This window comes from Salinibacterium sp. GXW1014, assembly GCF_044769865.1.
Taxonomy (GTDB): Bacteria; Actinomycetota; Actinomycetes; order Actinomycetales; family Microbacteriaceae; genus Homoserinimonas.
On record NZ_JBIZWA010000001.1, the window covers coordinates 1395781 to 1418773 of the forward strand.

General features: G+C 68.3%; 24 protein-coding genes, 3 tRNA genes and 1 riboswitch. Of the genes, 17 read left to right on the plus strand and 10 right to left on the minus strand.

Annotation, left to right across the window (positions count from 1 at the left end; genetic code table 11):
* The first annotated feature begins 78 nt into the window (after positions 1 to 78).
* Positions 79 to 945, plus strand: coding sequence for a neutral zinc metallopeptidase (locus ACIQK7_RS06900; protein ID WP_403022553.1), 867 nt, complete (start codon positions 79 to 81; stop codon positions 943 to 945).
* 70 nt (positions 946 to 1015) lie between these two features.
* Here ACIQK7_RS06900 and trxA read toward each other — a convergent pair whose 3' ends face one another.
* From trxA to ACIQK7_RS06915, 3 genes are read right to left on the minus strand one after another with little or no spacing between them, the layout of a single operon-like run.
* Positions 1016 to 1393 carry a thioredoxin gene (trxA, locus tag ACIQK7_RS06905; protein WP_403022556.1) on the minus strand — a complete coding sequence of 126 codons (378 nt, stop codon included), beginning with the start codon at positions 1391 to 1393 and terminating at the stop codon, positions 1016 to 1018.
* Positions 1394 to 1429: 36 nt separating this feature from the next.
* Entirely contained in the window at positions 1430 to 2245 is an 816-nt protein-coding gene (locus ACIQK7_RS06910; protein WP_403022559.1) for a TspO/MBR family protein, read from the minus strand.
* Positions 2242 to 2796 (minus strand): DUF488 domain-containing protein, encoded by a 555-nt coding sequence (locus ACIQK7_RS06915; protein ID WP_325210300.1) that lies wholly within the window; start codon positions 2794 to 2796, stop codon positions 2242 to 2244. Before ACIQK7_RS06915 ends, ACIQK7_RS06910 begins: the two co-directional genes overlap by 4 nt.
* Positions 2797 to 3052: 256 nt before the next feature.
* Positions 3053 to 3130, plus strand: a riboswitch (cyclic di-GMP riboswitch).
* A 16-nt stretch (positions 3131 to 3146) separates the two neighbouring features.
* Between ACIQK7_RS06915 and ACIQK7_RS06920 the strand changes: the two genes are divergently transcribed.
* The 10 genes from ACIQK7_RS06920 to ACIQK7_RS06965 all read left to right on the plus strand — a co-directional run bounded on the left by ACIQK7_RS06920 (position 3147) and on the right by ACIQK7_RS06965 (position 12412).
* Entirely contained in the window at positions 3147 to 3356 is a 210-nt protein-coding gene (locus ACIQK7_RS06920; protein WP_403022562.1) for a Flp family type IVb pilin, read from the plus strand.
* A 65-nt stretch (positions 3357 to 3421) separates the two neighbouring features.
* A complete protein-coding gene (locus tag ACIQK7_RS06925) occupies positions 3422 to 3808 on the plus strand; it encodes a TadE/TadG family type IV pilus assembly protein (RefSeq protein ID WP_403022565.1) in 387 nt (128 codons plus the stop codon).
* Complete coding sequence (locus tag ACIQK7_RS06930; RefSeq protein WP_403022568.1) at positions 3805 to 4713, plus strand: TadE/TadG family type IV pilus assembly protein; 909 nt, start codon at positions 3805 to 3807, stop codon at positions 4711 to 4713. The genes ACIQK7_RS06925 and ACIQK7_RS06930 overlap by 4 nt, the downstream gene beginning before the upstream one ends.
* A gap of 9 nt (positions 4714 to 4722) precedes the next feature.
* Positions 4723 to 5415 carry a Flp pilus assembly protein CpaB gene (gene cpaB, locus ACIQK7_RS06935; RefSeq protein WP_403022571.1) on the plus strand — a complete coding sequence of 231 codons (693 nt, stop codon included), beginning with the start codon at positions 4723 to 4725 and terminating at the stop codon, positions 5413 to 5415.
* Positions 5412 to 6587 carry a CpaE family protein gene (locus ACIQK7_RS06940; RefSeq protein WP_403022573.1) on the plus strand — a complete coding sequence of 392 codons (1176 nt, stop codon included), beginning with the start codon at positions 5412 to 5414 and terminating at the stop codon, positions 6585 to 6587. Before cpaB ends, ACIQK7_RS06940 begins: the two co-directional genes overlap by 4 nt.
* Positions 6584 to 7963 carry a CpaF family protein gene (locus ACIQK7_RS06945; RefSeq protein ID WP_403022576.1) on the plus strand — a complete coding sequence of 460 codons (1380 nt, stop codon included), beginning with the start codon at positions 6584 to 6586 and terminating at the stop codon, positions 7961 to 7963. The genes ACIQK7_RS06940 and ACIQK7_RS06945 overlap by 4 nt, the downstream gene beginning before the upstream one ends.
* Positions 7963 to 8880, plus strand: a complete 918-nt coding sequence (locus ACIQK7_RS06950; RefSeq protein ID WP_403022579.1) for a type II secretion system F family protein — start codon at positions 7963 to 7965, stop codon at positions 8878 to 8880. Before ACIQK7_RS06945 ends, ACIQK7_RS06950 begins: the two co-directional genes overlap by 1 nt.
* Before the next feature lie 22 nt (positions 8881 to 8902).
* Positions 8903 to 9772 carry a type II secretion system F family protein gene (locus tag ACIQK7_RS06955; RefSeq protein ID WP_403022582.1) on the plus strand — a complete coding sequence of 290 codons (870 nt, stop codon included), beginning with the start codon at positions 8903 to 8905 and terminating at the stop codon, positions 9770 to 9772.
* Positions 9769 to 10197 (plus strand): NUDIX domain-containing protein, encoded by a 429-nt coding sequence (locus tag ACIQK7_RS06960; protein WP_403022584.1) that lies wholly within the window; start codon positions 9769 to 9771, stop codon positions 10195 to 10197. The genes ACIQK7_RS06955 and ACIQK7_RS06960 overlap by 4 nt, the downstream gene beginning before the upstream one ends.
* Positions 10190 to 12412 carry an EAL domain-containing protein gene (locus ACIQK7_RS06965; RefSeq protein WP_403022587.1) on the plus strand — a complete coding sequence of 741 codons (2223 nt, stop codon included), beginning with the start codon at positions 10190 to 10192 and terminating at the stop codon, positions 12410 to 12412. Before ACIQK7_RS06960 ends, ACIQK7_RS06965 begins: the two co-directional genes overlap by 8 nt.
* On the opposite strand, the gene sigJ is transcribed toward ACIQK7_RS06965, so the two are convergent.
* Both sigJ and ACIQK7_RS06975 read right to left on the minus strand, forming a co-directional pair.
* Complete coding sequence (gene sigJ / locus ACIQK7_RS06970) at positions 12405 to 13259, minus strand: RNA polymerase sigma factor SigJ (RefSeq protein WP_403022590.1); 855 nt, start codon at positions 13257 to 13259, stop codon at positions 12405 to 12407. The two genes, ACIQK7_RS06965 and sigJ, sit on opposite strands and share 8 nt — an antisense overlap.
* Positions 13256 to 13858 carry a carboxymuconolactone decarboxylase family protein gene (locus tag ACIQK7_RS06975; RefSeq protein WP_403022592.1) on the minus strand — a complete coding sequence of 201 codons (603 nt, stop codon included), beginning with the start codon at positions 13856 to 13858 and terminating at the stop codon, positions 13256 to 13258. Before ACIQK7_RS06975 ends, sigJ begins: the two co-directional genes overlap by 4 nt.
* Before the next feature lie 90 nt (positions 13859 to 13948).
* Between ACIQK7_RS06975 and ACIQK7_RS06980 the strand changes: the two genes are divergently transcribed.
* Positions 13949 to 14386 carry a GNAT family N-acetyltransferase gene (locus ACIQK7_RS06980; protein WP_403022594.1) on the plus strand — a complete coding sequence of 146 codons (438 nt, stop codon included), beginning with the start codon at positions 13949 to 13951 and terminating at the stop codon, positions 14384 to 14386.
* A gap of 156 nt (positions 14387 to 14542) precedes the next feature.
* On the opposite strand, the gene ACIQK7_RS06985 is transcribed toward ACIQK7_RS06980, so the two are convergent.
* The 4 genes from ACIQK7_RS06985 to ACIQK7_RS07000 form a co-directional block, all read right to left on the minus strand.
* On the minus strand, positions 14543 to 15019 hold the full coding sequence (locus tag ACIQK7_RS06985) for an HtaA domain-containing protein (RefSeq protein ID WP_403022597.1): 477 nt from the start codon (positions 15017 to 15019) through the stop codon (positions 14543 to 14545).
* Between the two features lie 281 nt (positions 15020 to 15300).
* A tRNA-Phe gene (locus ACIQK7_RS06990) sits at positions 15301 to 15373 on the minus strand.
* Positions 15374 to 15435: 62 nt separating this feature from the next.
* Positions 15436 to 15509, minus strand: a tRNA-Asp gene (locus ACIQK7_RS06995).
* Between the two features lie 24 nt (positions 15510 to 15533).
* Positions 15534 to 15609 (minus strand) — tRNA-Glu (locus ACIQK7_RS07000).
* A 289-nt stretch (positions 15610 to 15898) separates the two neighbouring features.
* Between ACIQK7_RS07000 and ACIQK7_RS07005 the strand changes: the two genes are divergently transcribed.
* Positions 15899 to 17089 carry a M23 family metallopeptidase gene (locus ACIQK7_RS07005; RefSeq protein ID WP_403022600.1) on the plus strand — a complete coding sequence of 397 codons (1191 nt, stop codon included), beginning with the start codon at positions 15899 to 15901 and terminating at the stop codon, positions 17087 to 17089.
* Positions 17090 to 17261: 172 nt separating this feature from the next.
* A complete protein-coding gene (locus ACIQK7_RS07010) occupies positions 17262 to 18563 on the plus strand; it encodes a peptidoglycan DD-metalloendopeptidase family protein (RefSeq protein WP_403022603.1) in 1302 nt (433 codons plus the stop codon).
* Positions 18564 to 18634: 71 nt separating this feature from the next.
* Here ACIQK7_RS07010 and ppa read toward each other — a convergent pair whose 3' ends face one another.
* Positions 18635 to 19126: an inorganic diphosphatase gene (gene ppa, locus ACIQK7_RS07015; protein WP_403022606.1), complete on the minus strand. Its 492-nt coding sequence runs from the start codon at positions 19124 to 19126 to the stop codon at positions 18635 to 18637.
* A gap of 48 nt (positions 19127 to 19174) precedes the next feature.
* Between ppa and ACIQK7_RS07020 the strand changes: the two genes are divergently transcribed.
* The 3 genes from ACIQK7_RS07020 to ftsH all read left to right on the plus strand — a co-directional run bounded on the left by ACIQK7_RS07020 (position 19175) and on the right by ftsH (position 22986).
* Positions 19175 to 20347, plus strand: a complete 1173-nt coding sequence (locus ACIQK7_RS07020) for an ATP-binding protein (protein WP_403022609.1) — start codon at positions 19175 to 19177, stop codon at positions 20345 to 20347.
* 10 nt (positions 20348 to 20357) lie between these two features.
* Positions 20358 to 20909, plus strand: a complete 552-nt coding sequence (gene hpt, locus ACIQK7_RS07025; protein ID WP_403022612.1) for a hypoxanthine phosphoribosyltransferase — start codon at positions 20358 to 20360, stop codon at positions 20907 to 20909.
* A gap of 73 nt (positions 20910 to 20982) precedes the next feature.
* Entirely contained in the window at positions 20983 to 22986 is a 2004-nt protein-coding gene (gene ftsH, locus ACIQK7_RS07030) for an ATP-dependent zinc metalloprotease FtsH (RefSeq protein WP_403022615.1), read from the plus strand.
* Positions 22987 to 22993: the final 7 nt, after the last annotated feature.

The window sequence follows — 22993 nt, forward strand, 5'->3', positions numbered from 1 at the left end:
ACCGACAGGTCCGGACCCCCCCTTTCGGGGGTGAGATTTCAATGGGTGGGAATCGCTTGCGGGGGTAGCGTCTGCCCCATGACCTTCAATGACAACGCGCGAAGCGGAGGGCCTCGGGCCAGCAAACGAGGGCGAGGCGCGGCGATCGCCGGTGGCGGCGGCATCGTGGGCCTGATTGCCGTCTTCCTGATCGCCCAGTTCACCGGCGTCGACGTGAGCGGCTTTCTCGGGCAGGGCCAGACTTCCTCGGGTCCCGTGAGCGTCGTCGAGGACTGCGAGACGGGTGCCGATGCCAACGAGAGCACCGAGTGCCGCGCAGATTTCGCCGCCCAGTCGATCGAGGCCTTCTGGGAGGGGGAGCTCGGCGCCTCCTACCGCCCGCCGGGCTATGTCTTCTTCGAAGCCCAGACGAACACCGGATGCGGCGGCGCGACGAGTGCCGTCGGCCCCTTCTACTGCCCCGCCGACGAGACCGTGTACCTTGACCTGTCGTTCTACAACGAACTGCAGTCGACCTTCGGAGCCGAGGGTGGACCGCTCGCGGAGATGTATGTCATCGCGCACGAGTGGGGACACCACATCCAGAATGTCACCGGCACCATGGGCCAGATCCAGCGCGGCGACGCCGGGCCGACATCCGATTCAGTGCGCCTCGAACTGCAGGCGGATTGCTACGCGGGAGCCTGGGCGGGCGCCGCTGCAACGACACGCGACGAGTACGGCACCGCATTCCTCGAGCCGCTCACGCGCGAGCAGGTGGCACAGGCGCTGGATGCGGCATCCGTCATCGGGGACGACCACATCCAGGAGACCATGCAGGGCGAGGTGACGCCGCACAACTGGACGCACGGCTCAAGCGAGCAGCGCCAGCGCTGGTTCACGACCGGCTACGAGCGGGGCACGGGTGCGTGCGACACCTTCGCGGTGAGCGGCCCCCAGCTCTGACCCTCTCCGAACTCAGGAGTTCGCTTTCCTAATTCAGGAGCTCAGGCCTGAACTCCTGAATTAGGAGAGGTTAGGCATTGCCCTCGGCCTCCTGCTGCGCGCGGACCTGCGCCCAGACGTGATCCATGTCGAGGCCCTTGACGGCCGTGATGACCTCCTCGAGCGCGGGGGCGGGGAGGGCTCCAGGCTGCGAGAAGACGAGCACGCCGTCACGGAATGCCATGAGCGTCGGGATTGACGTGATGTTGGCGGCGCCCGCGAGCGCCTGCTCCGCCTCCGTGTCGACCTTCGCGAACGTGACGTCGGTGTGCTGCTCGCTCGCGCTCTCATAGACGGGGGCGAACTGCTTGCAGGGGCCGCACCAGTCGGCCCAGAAGTCGACCAGCGTGATGCCGGGCTCCGTGACGGTCTTCTCAAAGTCTGCGGCCGTCAGGTCGATGGTTGCCATGCTGTCCTCGTTTCGTTTCTTGGGCGTCGTTCGAGCCTAGGTGCTGATCGGTTCGCGGCGGGCGGCGGTCGCGACGGAGCGCACGCGCGTGAGCGCGGTCACGGCAGCGACGGCGACGACCGCGACGATGGCGGCGATCGCCGTGGGCATGCTCTCGGGCTCGCCCGTGATGCGTTCGACCGCGACCCACGCGAGGCCCCAGCAGAGGGAGAGGGCGGGGGCCACGCGTCCGTTCGAGCGCAGGGCGTAACCGCAGCCGACCACGCCGGCCGCGAGCGCGAGCACGACGCCCCACGTGTCGGGTGAGAGGGGCCCGCCGTCGAAGCCGAGGTCGGCGAGCCATGCCGCGATGTTAACGATCGTCGCGACGCTCACCCAGCCGAGATAGAGACCTACCGTGCCGTCCGTCACGACGGCGTCGATTGGCCCATCGGATACGGTGTCTGCCGCGATGAGGAAGGCGATCACGAGTACCACGAGGAGCGCGATGATCGCGACGACGCTGAGGAAGACGCTGCCGGCCTGCACGCTGAGGATCCAGGCCGCATTGAGCAGCATGCTCGCAGCGATGGGGTAGCCGAGCCTTCGCTGTCGCGCCGCGTCGCGCTGGCCGGGCAGGAACTGCCAGACCGCGTATGCCGCCAGCCCGAGGTAGATGACCGACCAGATCGCGAAGGCCGGACCTGCCGGGGCGATCGTGCTTGTGTCGGTTTGCAGGGCGCCGTCAGCGGCATCCGCGATCTGTGTTCCTCCTGCGGCGCCGGAACCGATGAACCCGCCGACGAGCGCTATGAGCGCACTCACTGCGACCGTGATCTGGCGTGCGAGATCTTTTCCCCTGGCGGCTGTCATGGCTCCACAGTCCCTGCATCGCCTGAGTGTTCGCTGGCCGGGTAGGTCACGGTCGTGCCGTCGACGACTGCAAAGGAGGTCAGGGTCTCCTCGCGGGCGTTGGTGGGCGTCATGATGTCGGCGACGCGGATGCCGCGGGCGAGAAGTGCGTCGCCGACGAGCGAGCGGTGGCACCGCCACGGCACGGCCTCCGCACACATGATCGCGACGGTGTGCTCCTCGGTGAGGGCCACGAGCTCCGCGAGGGCGGCTTCGAACTCGGGGGTCTGCATGTAGTCGGCGTAGCCGCGGAACGAGAGGTTGCGCCAGGCATCGTTCGGCGAGTCCGCGCTGGTCTTGCGCAGCCCGCCGAGGCCAGCGATTCGGGTGTAACCGATGCCGTGCTCCGGCAGCGTCACCCGCATCGAGTCCTCCCAGTACTGCGGGTTTCGGCGCGACTTGGGCACGGTGCGGATGTCTGCGACGAGCGTCACCCCGTGGGCGCGCACGAGTGCCACGAACTCTTCGAGGCTCCTGGTTGAATGGCCGACCGTGAAGACCGGGGTGGTCATGGCGCACAGGATGGCAGCGCTGGCTGGGAGCGGAGTGGGATCGCCGCACTCGGCAGCCGGGTGAAGGATGCACCTTCCGGCATATAGGCCACCATGGCCCCCGCTTTGGTGGTGAAATGTCCCCCGGATGTCGGCACTTTGGCCGACTGGCCCCCGAATTCGGGGTATACCACGGTGTAGTTGTACCCCGTTTTTCCTACTGAAGGGAAGCGCCCCAGCCTAATCTTTGACTACTGCAGAGATTGCAGGCCCAGAGCACAGCACAAGGCAAACCCGAAGTGATTCGGGGACGCAAAGCCAACGGGGCCCGTCGGGGGTCGGCCGGGTTGCATCACCGATTGGAGTCTCACATGACCAAGTTCCTCCTCACCCTGCAGAGCTTCGTGGATGACCGCCTCGGGCGCGACGAGCGCGGCGCGAGCGCCGTCGAGTACGCGATCCTGATCGGCGTCATCGTCGTCGTCGTTGCCGCGGCGCTCTGGGCCTTCGGCGACCAGCTGTCCACCTTCTTCACGGGGATCCTCCCCGGCAGCGTGGGAAGCACCAAGCCCACCCCCTAGTCACGGTCATGCGACGACCCGGCCGGCGTCGGCCGGGTCGTTCGCGTATTCCCCGGGAGGGATGCATGCGACGGATGCGAGGCGATGAGCGCGGCGCGGTCGCGGTCGAGTTCGCGCTCGTGGTGCCCGTGCTCCTGATGGTGATCTTCGCGATCGTCGAGTTCGGGCTCATCTACAACGCGCAGATCCAGGTGACGGCGTCCGCGCGCGAGGGCGCCCGGGCGGCGGCCCTTGGTGCGCCGCTTGCCCAGGTGAAGTCGACGGCGGTCGCCGCGGCGCCGTCGCTCTCGCCCACGCTCACTGCGGCGAACGTCGCGGTCTCGCCCTCGACCTGCGCGCCCGGCAGCAACGTGACGGTCACGATCGTGAACTACCGGCTGAACTCGATCAGCGGGATGTTCACGGGGGGTATCGAGCTCAGCGGCAAGGCCGTCATGAGGTGCGGGGCGTGAGCCGCCGCGAGCGGTCCCTGGCGGCATGGGCGCGCCGTCGGCTGAGGGTGCTGCTCAACCTCCGGAGCGACGAGCAGGGTGCGACGGCCGTCATGGTGGCGATCCTCAGCGTGCTCATGCTGGGTATGCTCGGGTTCGTCGTCGACTACGGCGTCGTGGAGGCCAAGCGCAGCCAGTTGCAGGTCGCAGCGGATGCCGCGGCGCTCGCGATCGCGAACGACTGCAGTTCCGGCAACACGGCCCAGTGCCGAGCGAACGGCACGGGCCTCGCGCTGGCCACCCAGAACGAGGCAAGCGCAGCATCCGCGACGCTCGACACGACGTCGAGGCGTGTCACGGTGACCGCCGAGGGCTCCGTCAGCTTCTCGCTCATGCACACTCTGGGGATCATCGATGCCGACCTCGAGGCTGAGGCGACGGCAAGCTGGACCCCCTCGGTCACGAGTGCGGGAACCGTCTCTCGCGCCAACGTCTACCCGATCGCGCTCGAGGGCTGCCAGAAGCGCACCGAGCTGACGGTGCAACCGATCACCTACGGGCTCTCGAGTTCCTCCGTCTGCTACGGGAACGTCATCGCGTGGCCCAGGGAGGCCGTCTACATCGGCGGCCTGTTCAGTTGCGGCAAGGAGCGGATCACGATGGGCGAGCGCGTGCGCGCCGACATCCGCCTCTTCTCCTCGTGCAGCGTGCCCTCCTCGCCCGTCATCGTCGCCCTCTGGGACGACCCGAGTGGCATCCTGATCTTCAACAGCTACCGGGTCAGCGAGTTCGCCATCTTCGAGGTGACCCAGGTCAACAGCTCCCGCATCGTCGGCAGGTTCCTGCCGTGGAACCCCAACCACCCCGATATCGTCACATCTACCGGCGGCACGACAGTGCCCGGCTCCGCAAGACTGATTGGTTGACCACAGCACATGTTCAAGAACCGTGTCATCGCCGTCGTCGTCGCGGCGCTCCTCGCCGTCGCGGGGGCGATCCTCGTCTTCATCTACGCCTCGAATGCGGAACAGCGCGCCCTCGAAGGGGTCGAGCTGCGCCCGGTCCTGGTGGTGACGGAGTTCGTGCCAGCAGGCACGGTCGCTGCCGACCTGGGCACGAGCGTCGCGGTGCAGGAACTCCCGGCCCTGTCAGTCGCTGAGGGCACCGTGTCGTCGGTGGAGCAGCTCGGCGACCGCGTCGCATCCGCAGACCTGCTGCCGGGGGAGCAGGTCTTCGACGCGCGCTTCGTCGCGGCGGACGACAGCGACGCATCCGTGCCGGAGGGCACGCAGCAGCTGAGCTTCTCGCTGCCGACCCAGCGCGCGGTGGGCGGCACGGTGCAGTCGGGCGACCTCGTGGGCGTGTTCGTCTCGATCGCCACGGCGGAGGGACTGCCCTCGACGCAACTGCTGCTCGACGGTGTGCAGGTGCTGCGGGTGCAGGGTGGCATGTCGGATGACGGTGCCGAGGTCACCGAGACCGTGACGGTGACGCTCGCCGTCACGGCGGAGCAGGCGCGCAGCATCGTCTACTCGCTCGAGTACGGCAGCGTCTGGCTCACGGAACAGCCCGAGGACCTCGACGACACGGTCTCGGGAGAGCTGACGCGCGAGGGGCTGGCACAGTGAAGCACTACCTGGTCATCAGCGACGACACCGCGCTGCACGCCCGTGTCTCGGAGGCGCTCGGCGATGAGGCGACGGAGCTCGAGGCCTGGGCGCTCGCCGAGGCGGAGGCCGATGGGGGCGCGCGCATCACGGCGCCCATCCGGGGCAAGCACCCCGACACCGTCATCCTCGGCGCCGACGCCGTCGCGGGCTCCTTCGTGCTCGCGGACCGCATCGCGACGCACTGGCCGGGTGCCGCGCTCCTGCTCGTGAGTGGGGCGGATGCTGCGACCCTCCGTGCGGCGATGCGGGCGGGCATCCGCGACATCCTCGACCCGACCGAAGCGCCCGACGTGTGGGCCGAGACGATCGCGAGCGCTCGGGATTCTGCCCGCGAGCGGCTCAGCGCCGCCCTGCTCGAGGAGAGCTCGGCACACGCGGCGGAGGAGCCCGCATCGCAGCTCATCGTTGTCGTCTCGTCCAAGGGCGGCAGCGGCAAGACGACCATCGCGACGAACCTCGCGGTCGGCCTCGCGACGGCGGAACCCCGCTCAACCGTGATCGTCGACCTCGACATCGAGTTCGGCGACGTCGCGAACGCGCTGCGCCTCACCCCCGACCGCTGGCTGCAGGATGCCGTCTTCGGCCCCGCGCGCAACGACACGATGGTGCTCAAGACCTTCCTGGCCGAGCACGAGAGCGGGCTCTTCGCGGTCTGTGCGCCCGAGACCCCGGAGGGCGCGAGCGGCATCACGGCGGAACACATCTCTCACCTGCTCGGCCAGCTCGCGCACGAGTACCGCTACGTCGTCGTCGACACGGCCCCGGGGCTCAGCGAGCACACCCTGGCCGCGCTCGAGCAGGCCACCGACACCGTCTACGTCTGCGGACTCGACGTGCCGAGCATCCGGGGCCTGCGCAAGGAGTTCGACGTGCTGACGGAGCTCGGCCTGCGGGCGAAGCGTGAGCACCTTGTCATCAACAATGCCGACGCGCGCGCCGGACTGCTCGTGGCGGATGCCGAGAGCACGCTCGGCAGGTCGGCCGACGTCGTCATTCCCGCGCATCGTTCGGTGCGCCTCTCGACCAACGAGGGTGTGCCGCTTGTGGTTTCGGCCCGCCGGGGACGGATCGTGAAGCCGCTGCGCCAGCTCGTCGAGCTCATCCGCACTCGGCGAGGAGCCTTGCAATGAGCCTCGCCGATCGTCTCGCCGCCGCGCGCAGGGCTGAGCAGGCGCCTGCTCCCCAACCGACGGCCGAGCGGACAGGCGCGCTTCCGCCGCCACGGGAGGCCCTCGGCAAGCTCAAGGCGCGCGCGACGCAGGCGCTCTTCGCGAACCTCGGCTCCCGGCTGACCGACACGACCCTGACCCAGCAGCAGCTGCATGACCTCGTGCGGCGGGAGCTGGCCACGATCGTCGCGGCGGAGGAGCTGCCCCTCACGGCGGAGGAGCGCACGCGTCTCAGCCAGGAGGTCATCGACGATGTGTTGGGCTTCGGTCCGCTGCAGCGCTTCCTCGACGATGACGACGTGACCGAGATCATGGTCAATGGGCCGAACCAGATCTACATCGAGCGTTCCGGTCACCTCGAACGGAGCCGCGTGCGCTTCGCGTCGGAGCAGCACCTGCGCAACATCATCGAGCGCATCGTGCTCCGCGTCGGCCGCCGCATCGACGAATCGTCGCCCCTCGTCGATGCCCGTCTGGAAGACGGCTCCCGCGTGAACGCGATCATCCCGCCGCTCGCGGTCGACGGCTCGACCCTGACGATCCGCAAGTTCTCCCGAGACCCGTTCCAGACGCAGGACCTCGTGAACTTCGGCACCCTCACCCCGGAGCTCGCCACGGTGCTCGACGCCTGCGTCAAGGCGCGCCTCAACATCCTCGTCTCGGGCGGCACGGGCACGGGAAAGACGACGCTCCTCAACGTGCTCTCCTCCTTCATCCCCGAAGACGAGCGCATCGTCACGATCGAGGATGCCGTCGAGTTGCAGCTGCAGCAGCCCCACGTCGTGCGGCTCGAGAGCCGCCCGGCCAACATCGAGGGCCGCGGCGAGATCAGCATCCGTGACCTGGTGCGCAACTCCCTCCGCATGCGTCCCGACCGCATCATCGTCGGCGAGGTGCGCGGCGGGGAGAGCCTCGACATGCTGCAGGCCATGAACACGGGCCACGACGGCAGCATCTCGACCCTCCACGCCAACTCGCCGCGGGACGCCCTCTCCCGCCTCGAGACGATGGTGCTCATGGGCGGCCTCGACCTGCCACTGCGCGCCATCCGCGACCAGATCGCCTCCTCGATCGACGTCATCGTGCAGATCTCGCGCCTGCGCGACGGAACCCGCCGCGTCACGAACGTCACGGAGGTCGTCGGTATGGAGGGCGACCGCATCCTCCTGCAGGATGCCTTCGAGTTCGACCATGCGGCGGGCGTCGACTCCGAAGGACGCTTCCGCGGCACCGTGCGCCCCACCGGCCTGCGCCCCGCATTCGCCGACCGCTTCCAGGAACTCGGCATCGCCGTGCCAGCGGACGCGTTCGTTCCGTCCCCCCGGGCGGGTCGCTGATGGAGCTCGTGCTCGGGGCCCTGCTCCTTGGCATCGCCCTCGTGATACTCGTCGTCAGCGTCATCCTCCCGCCGCGCATCCACCGCTCGCCCGCGACGGATGATCCGGATGCCGCAGCCGAACCCGGCATCATCGCCTCGATCGAGCGGGCCACCGGAGCCATGCTCCCGAGCCGCTACCGTCGCTCCCTCACGGCTGACATCGAGCTCGCGGGCGGAGGCGTGAGTGCCGGCAGTGTCACCGCGCGCACCATCGCCGCGAGCATCCTCATCGGCGTCATCGTCGGGGCGCTCACCGTGCCGCTGCTCGGCGTGCTCGTGGCGGTGCTGGCCCCCCTCGGCACGCCGATTGCGCTGCGCATGAAGGCCGACAGCATCCGTCGCCGATTTGAAGACCAGCTCACCGACACGCTTCAGCTGCTCGCGAGCTCACTCCGCGCGGGCAACAGCCTGCTCAAGGCGCTCGACACGGTCGCAGAGGAGGCCGCCCAACCGACCGCCAAGGAGTTCGTGCGCGCCGTCAATGAGGTGCGTGTCGGCAGCGACCTCGGCGATGCCCTCGACAACATCGCCCAGCGGATGCACAGCACCGATTTCGAGTGGGTCAGCCAGGCGGTCGACATCCACCGTGAGGTCGGTGGCAACCTCGCCGAGGTGCTCGACCAGGTGTCCGAGACGCTGCGCGACCGCAACCAGATGCGGCGCCAGATCCAGTCCCTGAGCGCCGACGGGCGACTCTCGGCGTGGGTGCTCATGGCGCTGCCCCTCGTCGTGCCACTGCTTCTCACGCTCATCAACCCCGGCTTCCTCGCCCCCATGATCTCCTCGCCCATCGGGTGGGTGCTGCTCGGCGTCTCGGCCGTGCTCCTCCTGATCGGCGGCCTCTGGATCCGACGACTGGTGGCGATGCCGCTGTGATGCCACACGGGGGAGGTCGCTCATGCTGATGCTCGGCATGGCCGTGCTCGCACTCGGCGTGCTCACGCTCGGGTGGCTGCTGCTGGTCCCCGACGCGCACGCGCACGCCCGCGGCAACCTCGCCCGCGGAGCGGCGGATGCGGCGGCAGGCTCCGCCACGACGAAGTCGAGCCAGGGTGCCTCCCGGGGTGGTGTGCGCCGGCTCATGCCCGAGGCATCCGTCGACCGCATCACTCGGCTCGTCGACGCGGCGGGGCGCGCTGCCGATCAGGTCGACCGGATGCTCCTGCGCAAGATCGTGCTCGCCGTCGCCGGCCTCGTGCTCGGCCTGCTGATCGGCTTCGGCACGGCATCGCCGATCGGCTGGCTGCTCGCGATTGCGCTCGTCGTGCTGGGCTGGTTCGGCCCGGAGGTCTATCTCAACGGGCGGGCGGGCGACCGGCGCAAGGCGATCGACGCCGCGCTCGCCGACACGCTCGATCAACTCACCATCGCGGTGGAGGCGGGGCTCGGCTTCGAGGCGGCGCTCGCGCGCATCGTGCACAATGGGCGCGGTCCTCTCGCCGAGGAGCTCGGTCGTGCGCTCCAGGCCATGCAACTGGGTGTCACGCGCCGGGAGGCATACCGTGCACTCGCCGACCGGGTGCGGCTGCCCGACCTCGACCGTTTCGTGCGCGCCGTCATCCAGGCCGACGCCTATGGGGTGCCGATCTCCACCGTGTTGCGCATACAGTCGGATGAAGTGCGGATGCGGCGACGGCAGCGGCTGGAGGAGCAGGCGATGAAGATTCCGGTCAAGATCACCTTCCCGCTCATGCTGTGCCTCATACCGGTGCTCTTCATCATGGTGCTGGGCCCCGTGATCATCAACGCGGTGGGGGCCTTCCAGTGACGGGCGGCGTGTTCACCCTCGCGGCGGCGCTCGTGCTCGACAGCCGGGGCAGGGCACTGCTCGTGCGCAAGGAGGGTACGCACGCCTTCATGCAGCCGGGAGGCAAGATCGAGCCGGGCGAGACCGCGCGCGACGCCATCGTGCGGGAGCTTGCCGAGGAACTGACCCTCGAGGTCGACCCCGGCTCGCTCACGCCCCTCGGCCGTTTCTCCTCCGCGGCGGCCAATGAGCCGGGCTGGATGGTCGACTGCGAGGTCTTCACGCTCGTGACCGACGCCCCCGTCGCGGCGGCGGCCGAGATCGCCGAGGTGCGCTGGTTCGACCCCACCGACACGGGTGACGCCGAGATCGCACCGCTCACCGTCGAGCACGTGTTTCCCGCGGTTCCGCTCGTGAATGTTGGGGGAGTCGGCATCGATGACTGAAGAGCAGGGGATGTTCGAATGGCTCCCGAAGGGAGACATCGATGTCAGCCTGCTCTTCCGCGCACTCGACTCCATGGGCGACGGCATTGTTGTGACCGATGCGCAGGAGCGTATCGTCGCGGTGAATGACGCGATTGTGAGAACCACCGGCTACACGCGCGACGAGTTGATGGGTGCCAACTTCAGAATCCTGCAGGGCCGCGACACGCAGCGTGACGCAGTCAAAGCCTTGCGCGATGCCCTTGACCGCGGCGATCGCTATGTGGGCGAATTCGTCAACTACCGCAAGGACGGCAGCGCCTTCTGGAACGGCATCTCGGTCGCGCCGGTCATGAAGGCAGGGCGGCTCACGCACTGGGTGAGCATGCAGCGGGACATCACCGATTTCGTGGCCAAGCGCACCGCGATTGAACGCGAACACAGCACCACCACGATGATGCTGAGCGTCGCGAGGACGCTGAGCGAGCCGAGCGGCGGCCGCAACGTGACTCAGGTCATCGCGGATGCGGTGCCCGCCGTGTGGGGCGTCGACCGTTCGTCGTTCGTGCTCTGGGATGAAGTGGGCGAGAGGTTCGTCATCGCCTCCATGAGCGGCTGGGACGGTGTGCTCGCGGAACAGCTCATGAATTGGGAGGGGACGCGAAGCGAGAGCACCGACCTCACCCGGATCATGGATTCGGGGCAGCCCGCGCTCGTGACCCGGGCATCCTCCCAATGGGCGCGTTCCGTCATGGAAGACTTCGATGTCGACGCCATGGCGGTCGTGCCTGTCAAGATCGCCGACCGCTTCCTCGGCATCATCGCCGGCTATTGGTCGCTCAGTCCCGCGCCTCGCATCCTCGACGACACGCTCATCGATCGCATGACCGGCCTCGCGGGGCTCGCGGGCGTCGCCCTCGACCAGGCACGCCTGCAGCAAGCTATCGAGTGGAGCACGAGTCACGACCCCGTCACGGGTCTGCCGAATCGGCGGATGCTCGAAGAGCACGTCACAGAACAGCTCACCGCGCTCGCCGAACATGGGGGCGACGACGTCGTCGTGCTGGCCTGTGATGTCGACCGATTCACCGCCATCAGTGACAGCTATCCGACGGCCGTCGTGGACTCCATGCTGCGGGAGATCGCTGCACGACTGGTCAGTACGATCGGCGAAGACGGCTTCGTCGCTCGTCTGGGCAGGGACGACTTCATGGTTGCGATGCGCGCGCGTCCTGAAGACGCCGAGGCCCTCGTGAGCCGGCTCCTCGACGCCTTCCTGGCCCCATTTTCCGTCGGCGACGACACCGTTCACGCGGGCCTCAGTATTGGCGGAGCCGCGAGCGCTGACGTCGCACCTTCGCCCCATGAGCCCGTTGAAACGTTCGGCCCGACCGCGGGACAGCGACTCATCTCGCTTGCCTTAGCCGACCTGAACGCGCGCCGCATTGCAGAGGGCGCACGCCAGAACGCCGCGAATCCTGAAGACGCGGGGCTCGACTCCGACCTACGCTCGGCAGTGCGCAATGGCGAGATCGAGGTCTACTACCAGCCCCAGGTCAGGCTGGATGATGGAGCACTCGTCGGAGTCGAAGCCCTCGTACGGTGGAACCACCCGCGGCTCGGTCAGATCAGCCCCGTGCGCTTCATCCCCCTCGCCGAATACAACGGCTCGATCCGCGACATCGGGCTCTTCGTGTTTGAGACCGCGTGTGCGGATGCGGCGCGCTGGGCGGCATCAGGGCATCCGCTCGAGATGTCGGTCAATGTGGCTGTGCACCAGCTCGAGGACCCCACCTTCTCAGACCGCGTCGTGCGCACCGCCAGCACGCACGGGCTCCCCAATGAGCGGCTGACCCTCGAGGTGACCGAGACGCGACTCGTCTCCGATCGCAGCGTGCCCCAGGCGCAGCTGCACCGGCTGCGCGAGCTCGGTTTCGTGGTCTCGATCGACGACTTCGGCACCGGCTTCTCCTCGCTCACCCAGTTGAGCAACCTCCCCGTCGGCGAGCTCAAGATCGACCGGTCCTTCGTCTCGGGCGTGACCGCCGCCGACCGCTCCATCGTCGCGGGCCTCATCGGCTTCGCCCGGGGTCTCGGGCTGCGCGTCGTGGCAGAGGGTGTCGAGGATGCCGAACAGTACGAGGTGCTGCGGAAACTCGGATGCGACAGGGCCCAGGGCTACCACCTGGCGCGACCCATGCCAGCCGAGCAGTTCGAGCGGGAGTGGCTCAGCTGATCCACACGTGGCGGAGCTTCTCGGGGTTGCGCATCACATAGACCTCGGTGATGAGTCCACCATCAAGCAGGAACGTCGCCACGGTGTCGACCCCGTCCATTCCCACGGCGATGAGCGCGGCGCGGCCATTGAGCTCGCCGATGCGCAGCACGACGGGGGTATCCGGATTCTGCATGACGCCGAGGCCGAAGCGCAGCACCTTCTCCGCGCCGAAGATGGGACGCAGGGCCGCGCGGCGGAGTCCACCCCCGTCGCTGTAGAGCACGACATCGGGGGCGAGCATGCCCATGAGTCCCTCGATCGAGCCGCCGCTCGCCGCCGCGAGAAAGCGTTCCGTCACCTCCCGGTGCGTCGCCCGGTCGACCGGCTGGCGCGGCCTTCGAGCCTGCACGTGCTCCCGGGCACGGTGGGCGAGCTGGCGCACAGCGGCGGGCGACTTCTGCAGCGTCTCGGCGACCTCGCTCAGCGGCATCCCGAACACCTCGTGCAGCACGAAGGTGGCTCGCTCCGCGGGGCTCAGCGACTCCAGCACGACGAGCATCGCGATCGAGACCGACTCGGCGAGCTCCGCCGTGTCAGGCGCGTGGGTCACGGGTTCCGGAAGCCAGGGGCCCACGTATGCCTCGCGCCGCCGCTCCTGCGCGCGGGCGATGTTGAGCGCCTGCCGGGTCACGGCGGTGAGCAGGTAGGCGCGGGGAGACTCGACCTCATCGTGGTCGGCCGCCGCCCAGCGCAGCCACGTCTCCTGCACCGCGTCTTCGGCATCCGTCATCGTGCCAAGCACGCGGTAGGCGGCGCCGAGGAGCGCCTGGCGATGCTCGTCGAAGACGGCCGTGGCGTCCGTCACGCGCGCACTCCCGATGGGCTGAACTCGCACTGCTCCTTGAAGCCCTGGCTCGTGAGGCCCATGGCTGCGTTCGTGCGGGAACGCTGGTTCTCGAGCGCGACGAGCGCCGTCAGCTCGACGAGGGCAGCATCACCGAGCTCGGCACGCAGCGCGGCGACCTGCTCGTCGCTCACGGTCGGCGGGGTGGCGGTCATCGCGACCGAGTATTCCATGACGCGGCGTTCCAGCTCGGAGTAGAGCTCGCTCGTGTCGCGCCGCGTGACCTGCTCGAGCTTCGCCGGGTCGACGCCCTGGTTGTGTGACACCCAGTAACCGAAGTCGAGGCACCACGAGCATCCGATCTCCGCCGCGCTCGCCAGCAGGGCAAGAGCCGCGAGGGTGGGGTCGAGGCGGTTCCAGCGGGCGGCCGAGTTCTCGGTTTTCAGCATCGTCGAGAAGACACGCGGGTTGTGCAGGGCGACGAGCCCGGTGTCGAGCACCTTGCCGTAGGTGCGGCGGCTGTACGCCTCGAGGATGCGCACCTTGATCGTGCGGCGGTGAGTGAGCGGGATGCGGGCCATGGTGTCCTCCTTGTGGTGGTCGTTCACAAGGTCAGACACCGCTGGTCGCGAAAGTGTGACATCCGTCTTTTCGTGCGCTGGGGCGAGAGGGGCGCGCTGGTCCTCGCCGGCGGATGCGATGATCGACGGATGCCCGTGACCTTCCACTCCGCGCCCACCCGAGACCTCCCGGCCGAAGTGCTCTACCGCATCCTGTGGCTCCGGAGCGCCGTCTTCGTGGTCGAGCAGGAGGCCGCATACGACGACATCGACGGCCGCGACCTCGAGCCCGGCACGGTGCAGTTCTGGGCGGAACGCGACGGGGAGGTGCTTTCGACGCTGCGGCTTCTCACGGATCCGGACGGCATGCGCATCGGCCGGGTTGCCACGGCACTCTCGGCCCGGGGCCTGGGCCTGTCGGCCCGCCTGATGACGGATGCCATCGCGCGCTGCGGCGCCGCGGGCATCCGTCTTGACGCCCAGAGTCGCCTCGCCGAGTGGTACGCCCGCTTCGGCTTCGCGGTCGACGGCTCCGAGTACATCGAGGACGGCATCCCGCACCTCCCGATGCTTCGCCCGGCGGGGTGAGTGGCGTACGCGGCATCCCCGCCCCGTCTTCGTGGTCCGCGTTGCCGTTCCACAGGAGAAACTCCCCGACACGCCGCTGTCAGGTCCCCGTGCTCGGCGAGTCGAGGAAAATCTCCTGCAGTGCGCGGGCGGGGCGTGGGTGTACCGAAGCGGTTTCTACGCGTCCAACACCCGCAGCGTCAGCGCATCGAAGCGCTCACCCGTGCCATAGACCCCGTTGAAGAGGGGGGCTGCGTCCGGCAGCATCCGTGTCTCCACCTCGGCCCACACGATGTGTTCGCCCTCAAGTAGGGTCTCGGCGGCGCCGAGCGCGACGAGCGGCACGCGCCCCGTCACACCGGTGTCGGCGCTGATGACGGCGCCCCGTTCATCCGATTCGAGCCATGGCTCGGCGAGCGTGAGGTCGAGCGCGCCGAAGTGCCCCGAGAAGTGTGCGCGCCCGCCGAAACGAATCGTGCCCCGCGCGCTCGCCAACTCGAAATCCGATTGGTCCACGAGCGGAAAGAACAGAAGCCCGTCGACGGATGCCGCACCCTCCGCGACCCGCACGTTGCCACCCATGCCGCCCAGGTAACGCACAAAGCTCTCTTTGACACCCCACGTCAGGCCCGCGGCATCCGCTGTTGCTTGCATGCCCCGAGCCTACGGGCGCCGCGCGCAGCGATTGACAGCCACGATCGCCGAGACAAGCATGTGACCGCCGTCCCATCCGAACTTCGGAGATTCGGCGCCACGCCGCGGAATCCTGCCCTCAACGCCGGCGTGTCGCCAAATCTCCGAAGTTACGGTGGCGGAGGAGGAACGGAAGGCGGGACCGGAACGAGAGCAGAACCGGCTGCAAGACCGCCTCACGGCTGCAAGACCGCCTTAACGCAAAAGAACCCCCGCGATGTAGAAGCTACGCGAGGGTCCAGTGGCTCCGACCGGCGTCGATCCGGTGACCTTTCGATTTTCAGTCGAACGCTCTACCAACTGAGCTACAGAGCCGCACCTGGTGCGAAACCAGATGAAGAAGGCACGGAACACTGGCGAGAGTGTACCGTGCCTTGCGACCCTGACCGGACTTGAACCGGCGACCTCCGCCGTGACAGGGCGGCGCGCTAACCAACTGCGCTACAGGGCCAAGCTATGAAACTATGTTGTGTTGTGGTGACCCCAACGGGATTCGAACCCGTGCTGCCGCCGTGAAAGGGCGGTGTCCTAGGCCACTAAACGATGGGGCCGTGAAGAAACATCCTTCGTAGCTACCGAACGACAAGCATACGGATGCCGAGGCGATTTACCAAACTGAGCATCCGTTTTTATTTCGGGGCTGTCTGGGGGCGGCCCGAGGAGTCTCCGAGAAAGTGCGCGTTGCTCCCCAACGGGCGCCTTCTCGCGGGCTAGATTCGGGGCATCCGGTGCCCAGCATCCCGTCTGTGCACCGTCGGGGCGTGCCGCATTGCGGGAGCCCCACCCGATCTCATTGGCAGGAGTCGAGCAGCTATGGCGACGGCAAGCGTTCAGCCCCGGATGTCTCGGCTCCGACTCGTCCTGGCTGTTGCTGTCGCCGCGGCGGTCGCGGTGACGGGCGCCGTTGTGGGCGACCCTCGTCCGCTGCCGGCCGTGGCCGCCGACTATCCCAGCTGGGATGACGTGCTCGCCGCCCGTGACAACGAGGGCGCGAAGGCGGCCGAGGTGACGCGTATCGAGGCGTTGCTGAAGGCGCTCCAGGCCGACGTCAAGGCGAAGCAGGCGACGGCCGTGAAGCGCGGCGATGAGTTCTTCGTCGCCCAGCAGGCCTACGACGAGGCCGCGTACCGCGCTCAGCAGCTGCAGGCTCAGGCCGACGCGGCCCGCGTGGTGGCGGATGCGTCGATGCTGCAGGCAGGCCAGCTCGCGGCCCGCACCCAGCGCGTGGGCGGCCCTGACATCACGGCGACGCTCCTCTTCGGCGAGGGCAACACGGCGAACCTGCTGAACCAGCTGGGCATGGCCTCGAAGGTCAACGAGCAGTCGAGCGGCGTTTTCGCGAAGGCGAAGCAGGACGAGAACACGGCGCAGTCGCTCACCGACCAGGCGAATCTCGCGAAGGCCGCGCTCGAGGAGCTGGCGACGATCGCCCAGGAGAAGATGGAGATCGCGCAGAAGGCGGCGGATGCTGCGGCCGCGGCCCTCGAGGAGGAGCAGGAGAACAGGGCCCGCCTGCAGGCGCAGCTCGCCTCCCTCAAGGAGGACCGCATCGCGACCGAGGCCGAGTACACGGCCGGCATCAAGGCGCTCTGGGGTGAGGGTGCCGCGGGCGTCGTCTCGGCGACGGGCTGGGCTCGCCCGTCTGGTGGCTTCATCTCGAGCAGCTACGGATGGCGCGTGCCTCCGAAGCGCGGTGCGAGCACGCTCCACGGCGGAGTCGACCTGGCGCCGGGGTGCGGCGCCCCGATCTTCGCGGCCCACGCTGGCACGGTCGAGTACGCCGGCTGGAACGGCGGCTACGGCTACTACGTTCGCATCAACCACGGCAATGGCCTCGCGACCGCCTATGGCCACATCGTCGCGGGCGGACTGCGGGTGGGGGTCGGCCAGCGGGTCGGCCCGGGTCAGCTGATTGCGCACGTCGGCACGACCGGCACCTCGACCGGGTGCCACCTCCACTTCGAGGTGCGTCCGGGCGGCGGAACGACCGATCCGGTCGTCTTCCTCCGCGGCCAGGGCGTCAACATCTAGCGCCTGCCGCTAACCTCCGCCCCGCGGCATCCGACAGTCAATGGGGCGGATGTCTCCCGCTCCCGTTCAGCGAGAAGCTATTGCCATTGGGCAACGAGTTGTTATTGTTACTTGTGTTAACAGTGTGACGGGGGATTCCACTGTGATAGCCGAGGCCGGGATACGGGGACATATGAAGCAGCACACAACGAAGACGCGACGTTCGCGGGCGCTTGTCGCGACCCTCGCAGTCCTTGGAGTGCTGCTCACCGGCGGACTCACCGCGCAGGGCACCCAGGCTGCCCATGCCGCCGACTACCCCAGCTGGCAGGACGTGCTCGCCGCCCGTTCGAGCGAATCGGCAAAGAAGAACGAGATCGCTCGCCTTGAGCGCCTGCTCGCCCAACTCGAGGCCAACGTCGCCTCGACCGAGGCGGAGGCGATGGCGAAGGGTGACGAGTTCATCGCCGCCCAGCAGGCATACGACGAGGCCGCCTACCGGTTCGCGACGCTCGAGGAGCAGGTTGTCGCGGCGAAGGCCGCGGCTGACGAGTCGATGACAAAGGCCGGGCAGCTCGCAGCTCGACTGCAGCGTGCCGGTGGCGGCGACCTCACGGCGCAACTGCTCTTCACCGACTCGGATGACCTGCTCGGCCAGCTGGGACGGGCCACTAAGGTCGGCGAGCAGTCGAGCGGAATCTTCGCCAAGGCGAAGCAGGACGAGAATGCGGCACAGGCGCTGAGCGACCAGGCCAAGGTGGCCGAGGAGGCCCTCGCGGGGCTCGCGGCTGAGGCCGAGACCGCCATGATCGAGGCGCAGCAGGCAGCGGATGCCGCGAATGCAGCGCTCCAGGAGCAGGCCGGCAACCGTGAGCGGCTCGAGGCACAGCTGAGTGTGCTGCGCGAGAATCGCGCCGCGACCGAGGCAGACTTCGCGATCGGCGAGCAGATCCGGCTGGCGGAGGAGGCGCGCAAGCGCGCAGAGGAGGAGGCCCGCCGCAAGGCCGCGGCTGCCGCCGCTGCAGCGGCCGCCGCAGAAGCAGCCAAGAACCGGCCCAGCCCCTCGACCCCGGCGGCGCCGAGTAATTCAGGGTGGGTGCGCCCCTCAGGTGGCTACATCTCGAGCGCTTACGGGTGGCGCGTGCCCCCGACCAACGGTGCCAGCACCCTTCACGGTGGTGTCGACTTCGCACCCGGCTGTGGCGCCCCCATCTACGCGGCATCCTCGGGCACGGTGGTCTTCGCCGGCATGACGGGCGGTTACGGCAACTACGTCAAGGTCAACCACGGCGACGGTTCGCAGTCGGCCTACGCGCACATCCGCCCCGGCGGTATCGCGGTCGGCTACGGCCAGTGGGTCAGCGCGGGCCAGGTCATCGCCTACGTCGGCACAACCGGTATCTCGACGGGCTGCCACCTCCACTTCGAGATCCGTGTGGGCGGCTCGACGGTCGACCCCGTCCAGTACCTCCGGGCACGCGGCGTCGGCGTCTAACCGCCGCTGAGACGACATAAAAACACCCTCCCCGGCTCGGGGAGGGTGTTTTTTATTGTCTCAGCGAGGGGTCAGTGCTCCTCGGGAACGTAGGCGGCGTAGCCGTCCTGCACGATCTTCTCGGCTTCGTTCACGTCGCCCCAGCCCTCGGTCTTGACCCACTTGCCGGGTTCGAGGTCCTTGTAGTGCTCGAAGAAGTGCTCGATCTCCATGCGCTTGTACTCGGGGATGTCATTGACGTCCTGGATGTGCTCCCAGCGCGGGTCCTTCGCCGCGACCGCGAGGATCTTGGCGTCGCTGCCGCCGTCATCCGTCATCTTGAAGACGCCGACGACGCGCACGCGCATCTGGATGCCCGGGAACAGCGGGTACTCGCCGAGCACGAGCACGTCGACGGGGTCACCGTCGTCGGCAAGGGTGTTCTCGAAGAAGCCGTAGTCGGTCGGGTACGACATGGGCGTGTACAGCACGCGGTCGAGCACGACGCGACCGGTCTTGTGGTCGATCTCGTACTTGTTGCGGCTGCCCTTCGGCACCTCGATGATCACGTCATAGTCGGGCATGCGAGCTCCTGCTCCTCGGTTCGGCGAATGCTGGAATAACGTTACTGGATGCACGCTCGACGCCCCCGACTCACCCCGGCGATCGCTGACACCCGGCGGGCGGTGCGGGAATGCCTCGACGGCATCCCGGCCGATTCGCTCGTGCTCGTCGGGCTCAGCGGCGGCGCCGACTCGCTCGCGCTCGCGGCGGCGACCGCCTTCGAGGCGCCGAGGGCAGGCCTGCGTGCGGGCGCGGTCATCGTCGACCACGGCCTGCAGCACGGATCAGCGGATGTCGCTGCGCAGGCCGCACACACGGCAGAGCAGCTCGGGCTCGACCCCGTCGACGTGCGGCGGGTCGAGGTCGCGGCGCACGGTGGCCCGGAGGCGGCGGCGAGGGCCGCCCGCTATGGCGCGTTCGCCGACGCGGTGGGGGAGCACGGAGCATCCGCTCTCCTGCTCGCGCACACGCTCGACGACCAGGCCGAGACGGTGCTCCTGGGGCTCGCGCGGGGTGCCGGCGCCCGCAGCCTCGCGGGTATGGCAACGCGCACCGGGTTGCCCACTTCGGGGCAACCCGCCGCAGCAGCGCGCGCCTCGGATGCCGAGTTGCCCACTTCGGGCCTTGCAGGCGCGCAGGAAGGCCAGATCTGGGCAACTCGAGCCGCTGCAGGGCCTGTGCTGGTGCTGCGACCCCTCCTCGGCATCACGCGCGCCGAGACCGAGCAGGCCTGCGCCGACGCGGGTCTCGAACCGTGGAATGATCCCCACAACGCCGACCCGGCCTACGCGCGGGTACGGGCGCGGCGCGAGGTGCTGCCCGTGCTCGAACGCGAGCTCGGCCCGGGCATCGCGCAAGCACTCGCACGCAGCGCCGAGCAGCTGCGGGAAGACGCGGATGCCCTCGACCACTTCGCCGAAGAACAGATCGAGGAACTCGCGGAGCATGCCGAAGCGGGACTCTCGCTGCCCGTGCGGGCGCTCGAGGCGAACCCGCCCGCGCTGCGGCACCGTCTCATCCGTCTTGTCATCTCGGCGGAGTTCGGTGTCTCGCTCAGCCGCACCCACACGCTCGAGGTCGCACGACTCGTCAGCGACTGGAAGGGGCAGGGCGAGCTGCACGTGCCGGGCGTTAGGGTTGAACGCAGAGGCGCGCGCATCTTCTTCAGCGCGGCCGAGCGAGCCGCCGAGGGCGCCGGCGCCGCACCACACATCAACGAGAACGACCCCAGGGGCCGATAGGGAGCACGCGATGGAATCGCACGAGATCGAAGCCGACCTGACCAAGGTGCTCATCACGCAGCAGGAGATCCTCGACAAGATCGCGGAGCTCTCACGCCGCATCGAGGCCGACTACGCGGGGGAGAAGGTGCTGCTGGTCGGCGTGCTGAAGGGCGCCGTCATGGTGATGGCCGACCTCGCGCGCGAGCTCAAGCTCCCGATCGAGATGGACTGGATGGCCGTGTCGTCCTACGGATCCGGCACGAAGTCCTCGGGCGTCGTGCGCATCCTCAAAGACCTCGACACCGACCTGAGCGGCCGCAAGGTGCTCATCGTCGAAGACATCATCGACTCCGGGCTGACCCTCTCGTGGCTGCGCGCCAACCTCGAGAGCCGTGGCGCCGAGTCGGTCGAGATCTGCGCCCTCCTGCGCAAGCCCGAGGCGGCCAAGGTGCAGGTCGACGTGCGCTACGTAGGATTCGAGATCCCCAACGAGTTCGTCGTCGGCTACGGCCTCGACTACGCCGAGAAGTACCGCAACCTGCGCGACATCGGCGTGCTCGCGCCGCACGTCTACAGCTAGGCCCCGACCCCCGTTACGCCCCCAGCAAACACCGGGCGGGCGCAGAGGGGCTGCACGGTAGCCTTGCAGAACTATGAATCTGAAGAAGTTCCTGCGCGGGCCGTTCATCTACGTTGCAGCGGCCCTGATCATCGTCGCCATCGGCTTCGGCCTGCTGGGCAACTCTGGTGGGTTCCGCGAGATCAGCACGCAGCAGGGCCTTGAACTCCTCACTGACGACAAGGTCAAGACCGCGACGGTGGTCGACGGCCAGCAGCGCGTTGACCTCGTGCTGAAGAAGGCCGATGAGGAGCTCGGCGGCGCCCAGGTGCAGTTCTACTACGCACTCCCGCGCGGCGAAGAGGTCATCAGCACGGTCAATGGTTCCGCGCTCGAGAGCTTCGACGACGAGGTCGACCTCGGCAACTTCTGGACCTCGATGCTCGGGTTCATCATCCCGTTCCTCATCATCGGCCTCATCTTCTGGTTCCTCCTCTCCCGCATGCAGGGCGGCGGCGGCAAGGTCATGCAGTTCGGCAAGAACCGCGCCAAGCTCATGTCGAAGGAGACGCCCAAGGTCTCGTTCGACGATGTCGCTGGGGCGGATGAAGCGATCGAGGAGCTGCACGAGATCAAGGAGTTCCTCACCGACCCGTCGCGCTTCCAGGCCGTTGGCGCGCGCATCCCCAAGGGCGTGCTCCTCTATGGACCTCCCGGCACGGGAAAGACGCTCCTTGCGCGCGCGGTCGCGGGTGAGGCGAACGTGCCCTTCTACTCCATCTCGGGTTCCGACTTCGTCGAGATGTTCGTGGGTGTCGGTGCGAGCCGCGTGCGCGACCTCTTCAAGGAGGCCAAGGAGAACGCGCCGGCCATCATCTTCGTTGACGAGATCGACGCGGTCGGTCGGCACCGTGGCTCCGGCATGGGCGGCGGGCACGACGAGCGCGAGCAGACCCTCAACCAGCTCCTCGTGGAGATGGACGGCTTCGACGTCAAGACCAACGTCATCCTGATCGCCGCGACCAACCGTCCCGACATCCTCGACCCGGCCCTGCTTCGCCCCGGCCGCTTCGACCGGCAGATCGGCGTCGATGCACCCGACAAGAACGGCCGCCTGCGCATCCTCGAGGTGCACTCGAAGGGCAAGCCGCTCGCAGAGGGCGTCGACCTCGAGGTGCTCGCGCGCAAGACCCCGGGCTTCACCGGTGCCGACCTTGCCAACGTGCTCAATGAGGCGGCCCTGCTGACGGCCCGCTCGCACGCGCAGCTGATCGACGACCGCGCGCTCGACGAGGCGGTCGACCGTGTCATGGCGGGCCCCCAGCGTCGCACCCGCGTCATGCGCGACCAGGAGAAGCTCATCACCGCCTACCACGAGGGCGGCCACGCGCTCGTCGCTGCGGGCCTGAACCACACCGACCCCGTGACGAAGATCACGATCCTGCCGCGCGGTCGCGCCCTCGGCTACACGATGGTCATGCCGATCGAGGACCGTTACTCGGTCAGCCGCAACGAGCTGCTCGACCAGCTCGCCTACGCGATGGGCGGCCGCGTCGCCGAGGAGATCGTGTTCCACGACCCCACGACGGGTGCCTCGAACGACATCGAGAAGGCGACATCCACCGCCCGCAAGATGGTGACCGACTACGGCATGAGTGCCACGGTCGGCTCGGTCAAGCTCAGCTCGAGCGGCGGCGAGTTCTACGGCCGCGACATGGGTTCCACGCGCGACTTCTCCGAGAAGCTCTCGGAGCAGGTCGACCGCGAGGTGCGCGAACTCATCGAGGCCGCCCACGATGAGGCCTACGAGCTGCTGACGGTCAACCGCGACATCCTCGACCGTCTCGCGACGGAGCTGCTCGAGAAGGAGACGCTCGACCAGAACCAGATCGCCGAGATCTTCAAGGACATCAAGAAGCTGCCGCCGCGCCCCCAGTGGCTCTCGAGCGACAAGCGACCGGTCGACAAGCGGCCGCCGGTGCCGCTGCCCGAGAAGGCGCCCATCGACGCCGGTGTCGTCGACGGCGGTGTCGATTCGACGCCGGAGCCGAAGCCGAACCGCGGTCCCCGCACCTCGCCGGGCATCGCGACCGCATAGGGGAGGC

Excerpts from the sequence above, each read along its gene's own strand:
- ACIQK7_RS06915 (WP_325210300.1), bottom strand. The coding sequence starts at position 2,796 with ATGACCACCCCGGTCTTCACGGTCGGCCATTCAACCAGGAGCCTCGAA.
- hpt (WP_403022612.1), top strand. The coding sequence starts at position 20,358 with ATGGAATCGCACGAGATCGAAGCCGACCTGACCAAGGTGCTCATCACG.
- ACIQK7_RS06925 (WP_403022565.1), top strand. The coding sequence starts at position 3,422 with ATGCGACGGATGCGAGGCGATGAGCGCGGCGCGGTCGCGGTCGAGTTC.
- ACIQK7_RS07010 (WP_403022603.1), top strand. The coding sequence starts at position 17,262 with ATGAAGCAGCACACAACGAAGACGCGACGTTCGCGGGCGCTTGTCGCG.
- ACIQK7_RS06910 (WP_403022559.1), bottom strand. The coding sequence starts at position 2,245 with ATGACAGCCGCCAGGGGAAAAGATCTCGCACGCCAGATCACGGTCGCA.
- ACIQK7_RS07005 (WP_403022600.1), top strand. The coding sequence starts at position 15,899 with ATGTCTCGGCTCCGACTCGTCCTGGCTGTTGCTGTCGCCGCGGCGGTC.
- trxA (WP_403022556.1), bottom strand. The coding sequence starts at position 1,393 with ATGGCAACCATCGACCTGACGGCCGCAGACTTTGAGAAGACCGTCACG.
- ACIQK7_RS07020 (WP_403022609.1), top strand. The coding sequence starts at position 19,175 with ATGCACGCTCGACGCCCCCGACTCACCCCGGCGATCGCTGACACCCGG.
- ACIQK7_RS06945 (WP_403022576.1), top strand. The coding sequence starts at position 6,584 with ATGAGCCTCGCCGATCGTCTCGCCGCCGCGCGCAGGGCTGAGCAGGCG.
- ACIQK7_RS06955 (WP_403022582.1), top strand. The coding sequence starts at position 8,903 with ATGCTGATGCTCGGCATGGCCGTGCTCGCACTCGGCGTGCTCACGCTC.
- ftsH (WP_403022615.1), top strand. The coding sequence starts at position 20,983 with ATGAATCTGAAGAAGTTCCTGCGCGGGCCGTTCATCTACGTTGCAGCG.
- ACIQK7_RS06900 (WP_403022553.1), top strand. The coding sequence starts at position 79 with ATGACCTTCAATGACAACGCGCGAAGCGGAGGGCCTCGGGCCAGCAAA.
- ACIQK7_RS06980 (WP_403022594.1), top strand. The coding sequence starts at position 13,949 with ATGCCCGTGACCTTCCACTCCGCGCCCACCCGAGACCTCCCGGCCGAA.
- ACIQK7_RS06950 (WP_403022579.1), top strand. The coding sequence starts at position 7,963 with ATGGAGCTCGTGCTCGGGGCCCTGCTCCTTGGCATCGCCCTCGTGATA.
- ACIQK7_RS06985 (WP_403022597.1), bottom strand. The coding sequence starts at position 15,019 with ATGCAAGCAACAGCGGATGCCGCGGGCCTGACGTGGGGTGTCAAAGAG.
- cpaB (WP_403022571.1), top strand. The coding sequence starts at position 4,723 with ATGTTCAAGAACCGTGTCATCGCCGTCGTCGTCGCGGCGCTCCTCGCC.
- ppa (WP_403022606.1), bottom strand. The coding sequence starts at position 19,126 with ATGCCCGACTATGACGTGATCATCGAGGTGCCGAAGGGCAGCCGCAAC.
- ACIQK7_RS06965 (WP_403022587.1), top strand. The coding sequence starts at position 10,190 with ATGACTGAAGAGCAGGGGATGTTCGAATGGCTCCCGAAGGGAGACATC.
- ACIQK7_RS06920 (WP_403022562.1), top strand. The coding sequence starts at position 3,147 with ATGACCAAGTTCCTCCTCACCCTGCAGAGCTTCGTGGATGACCGCCTC.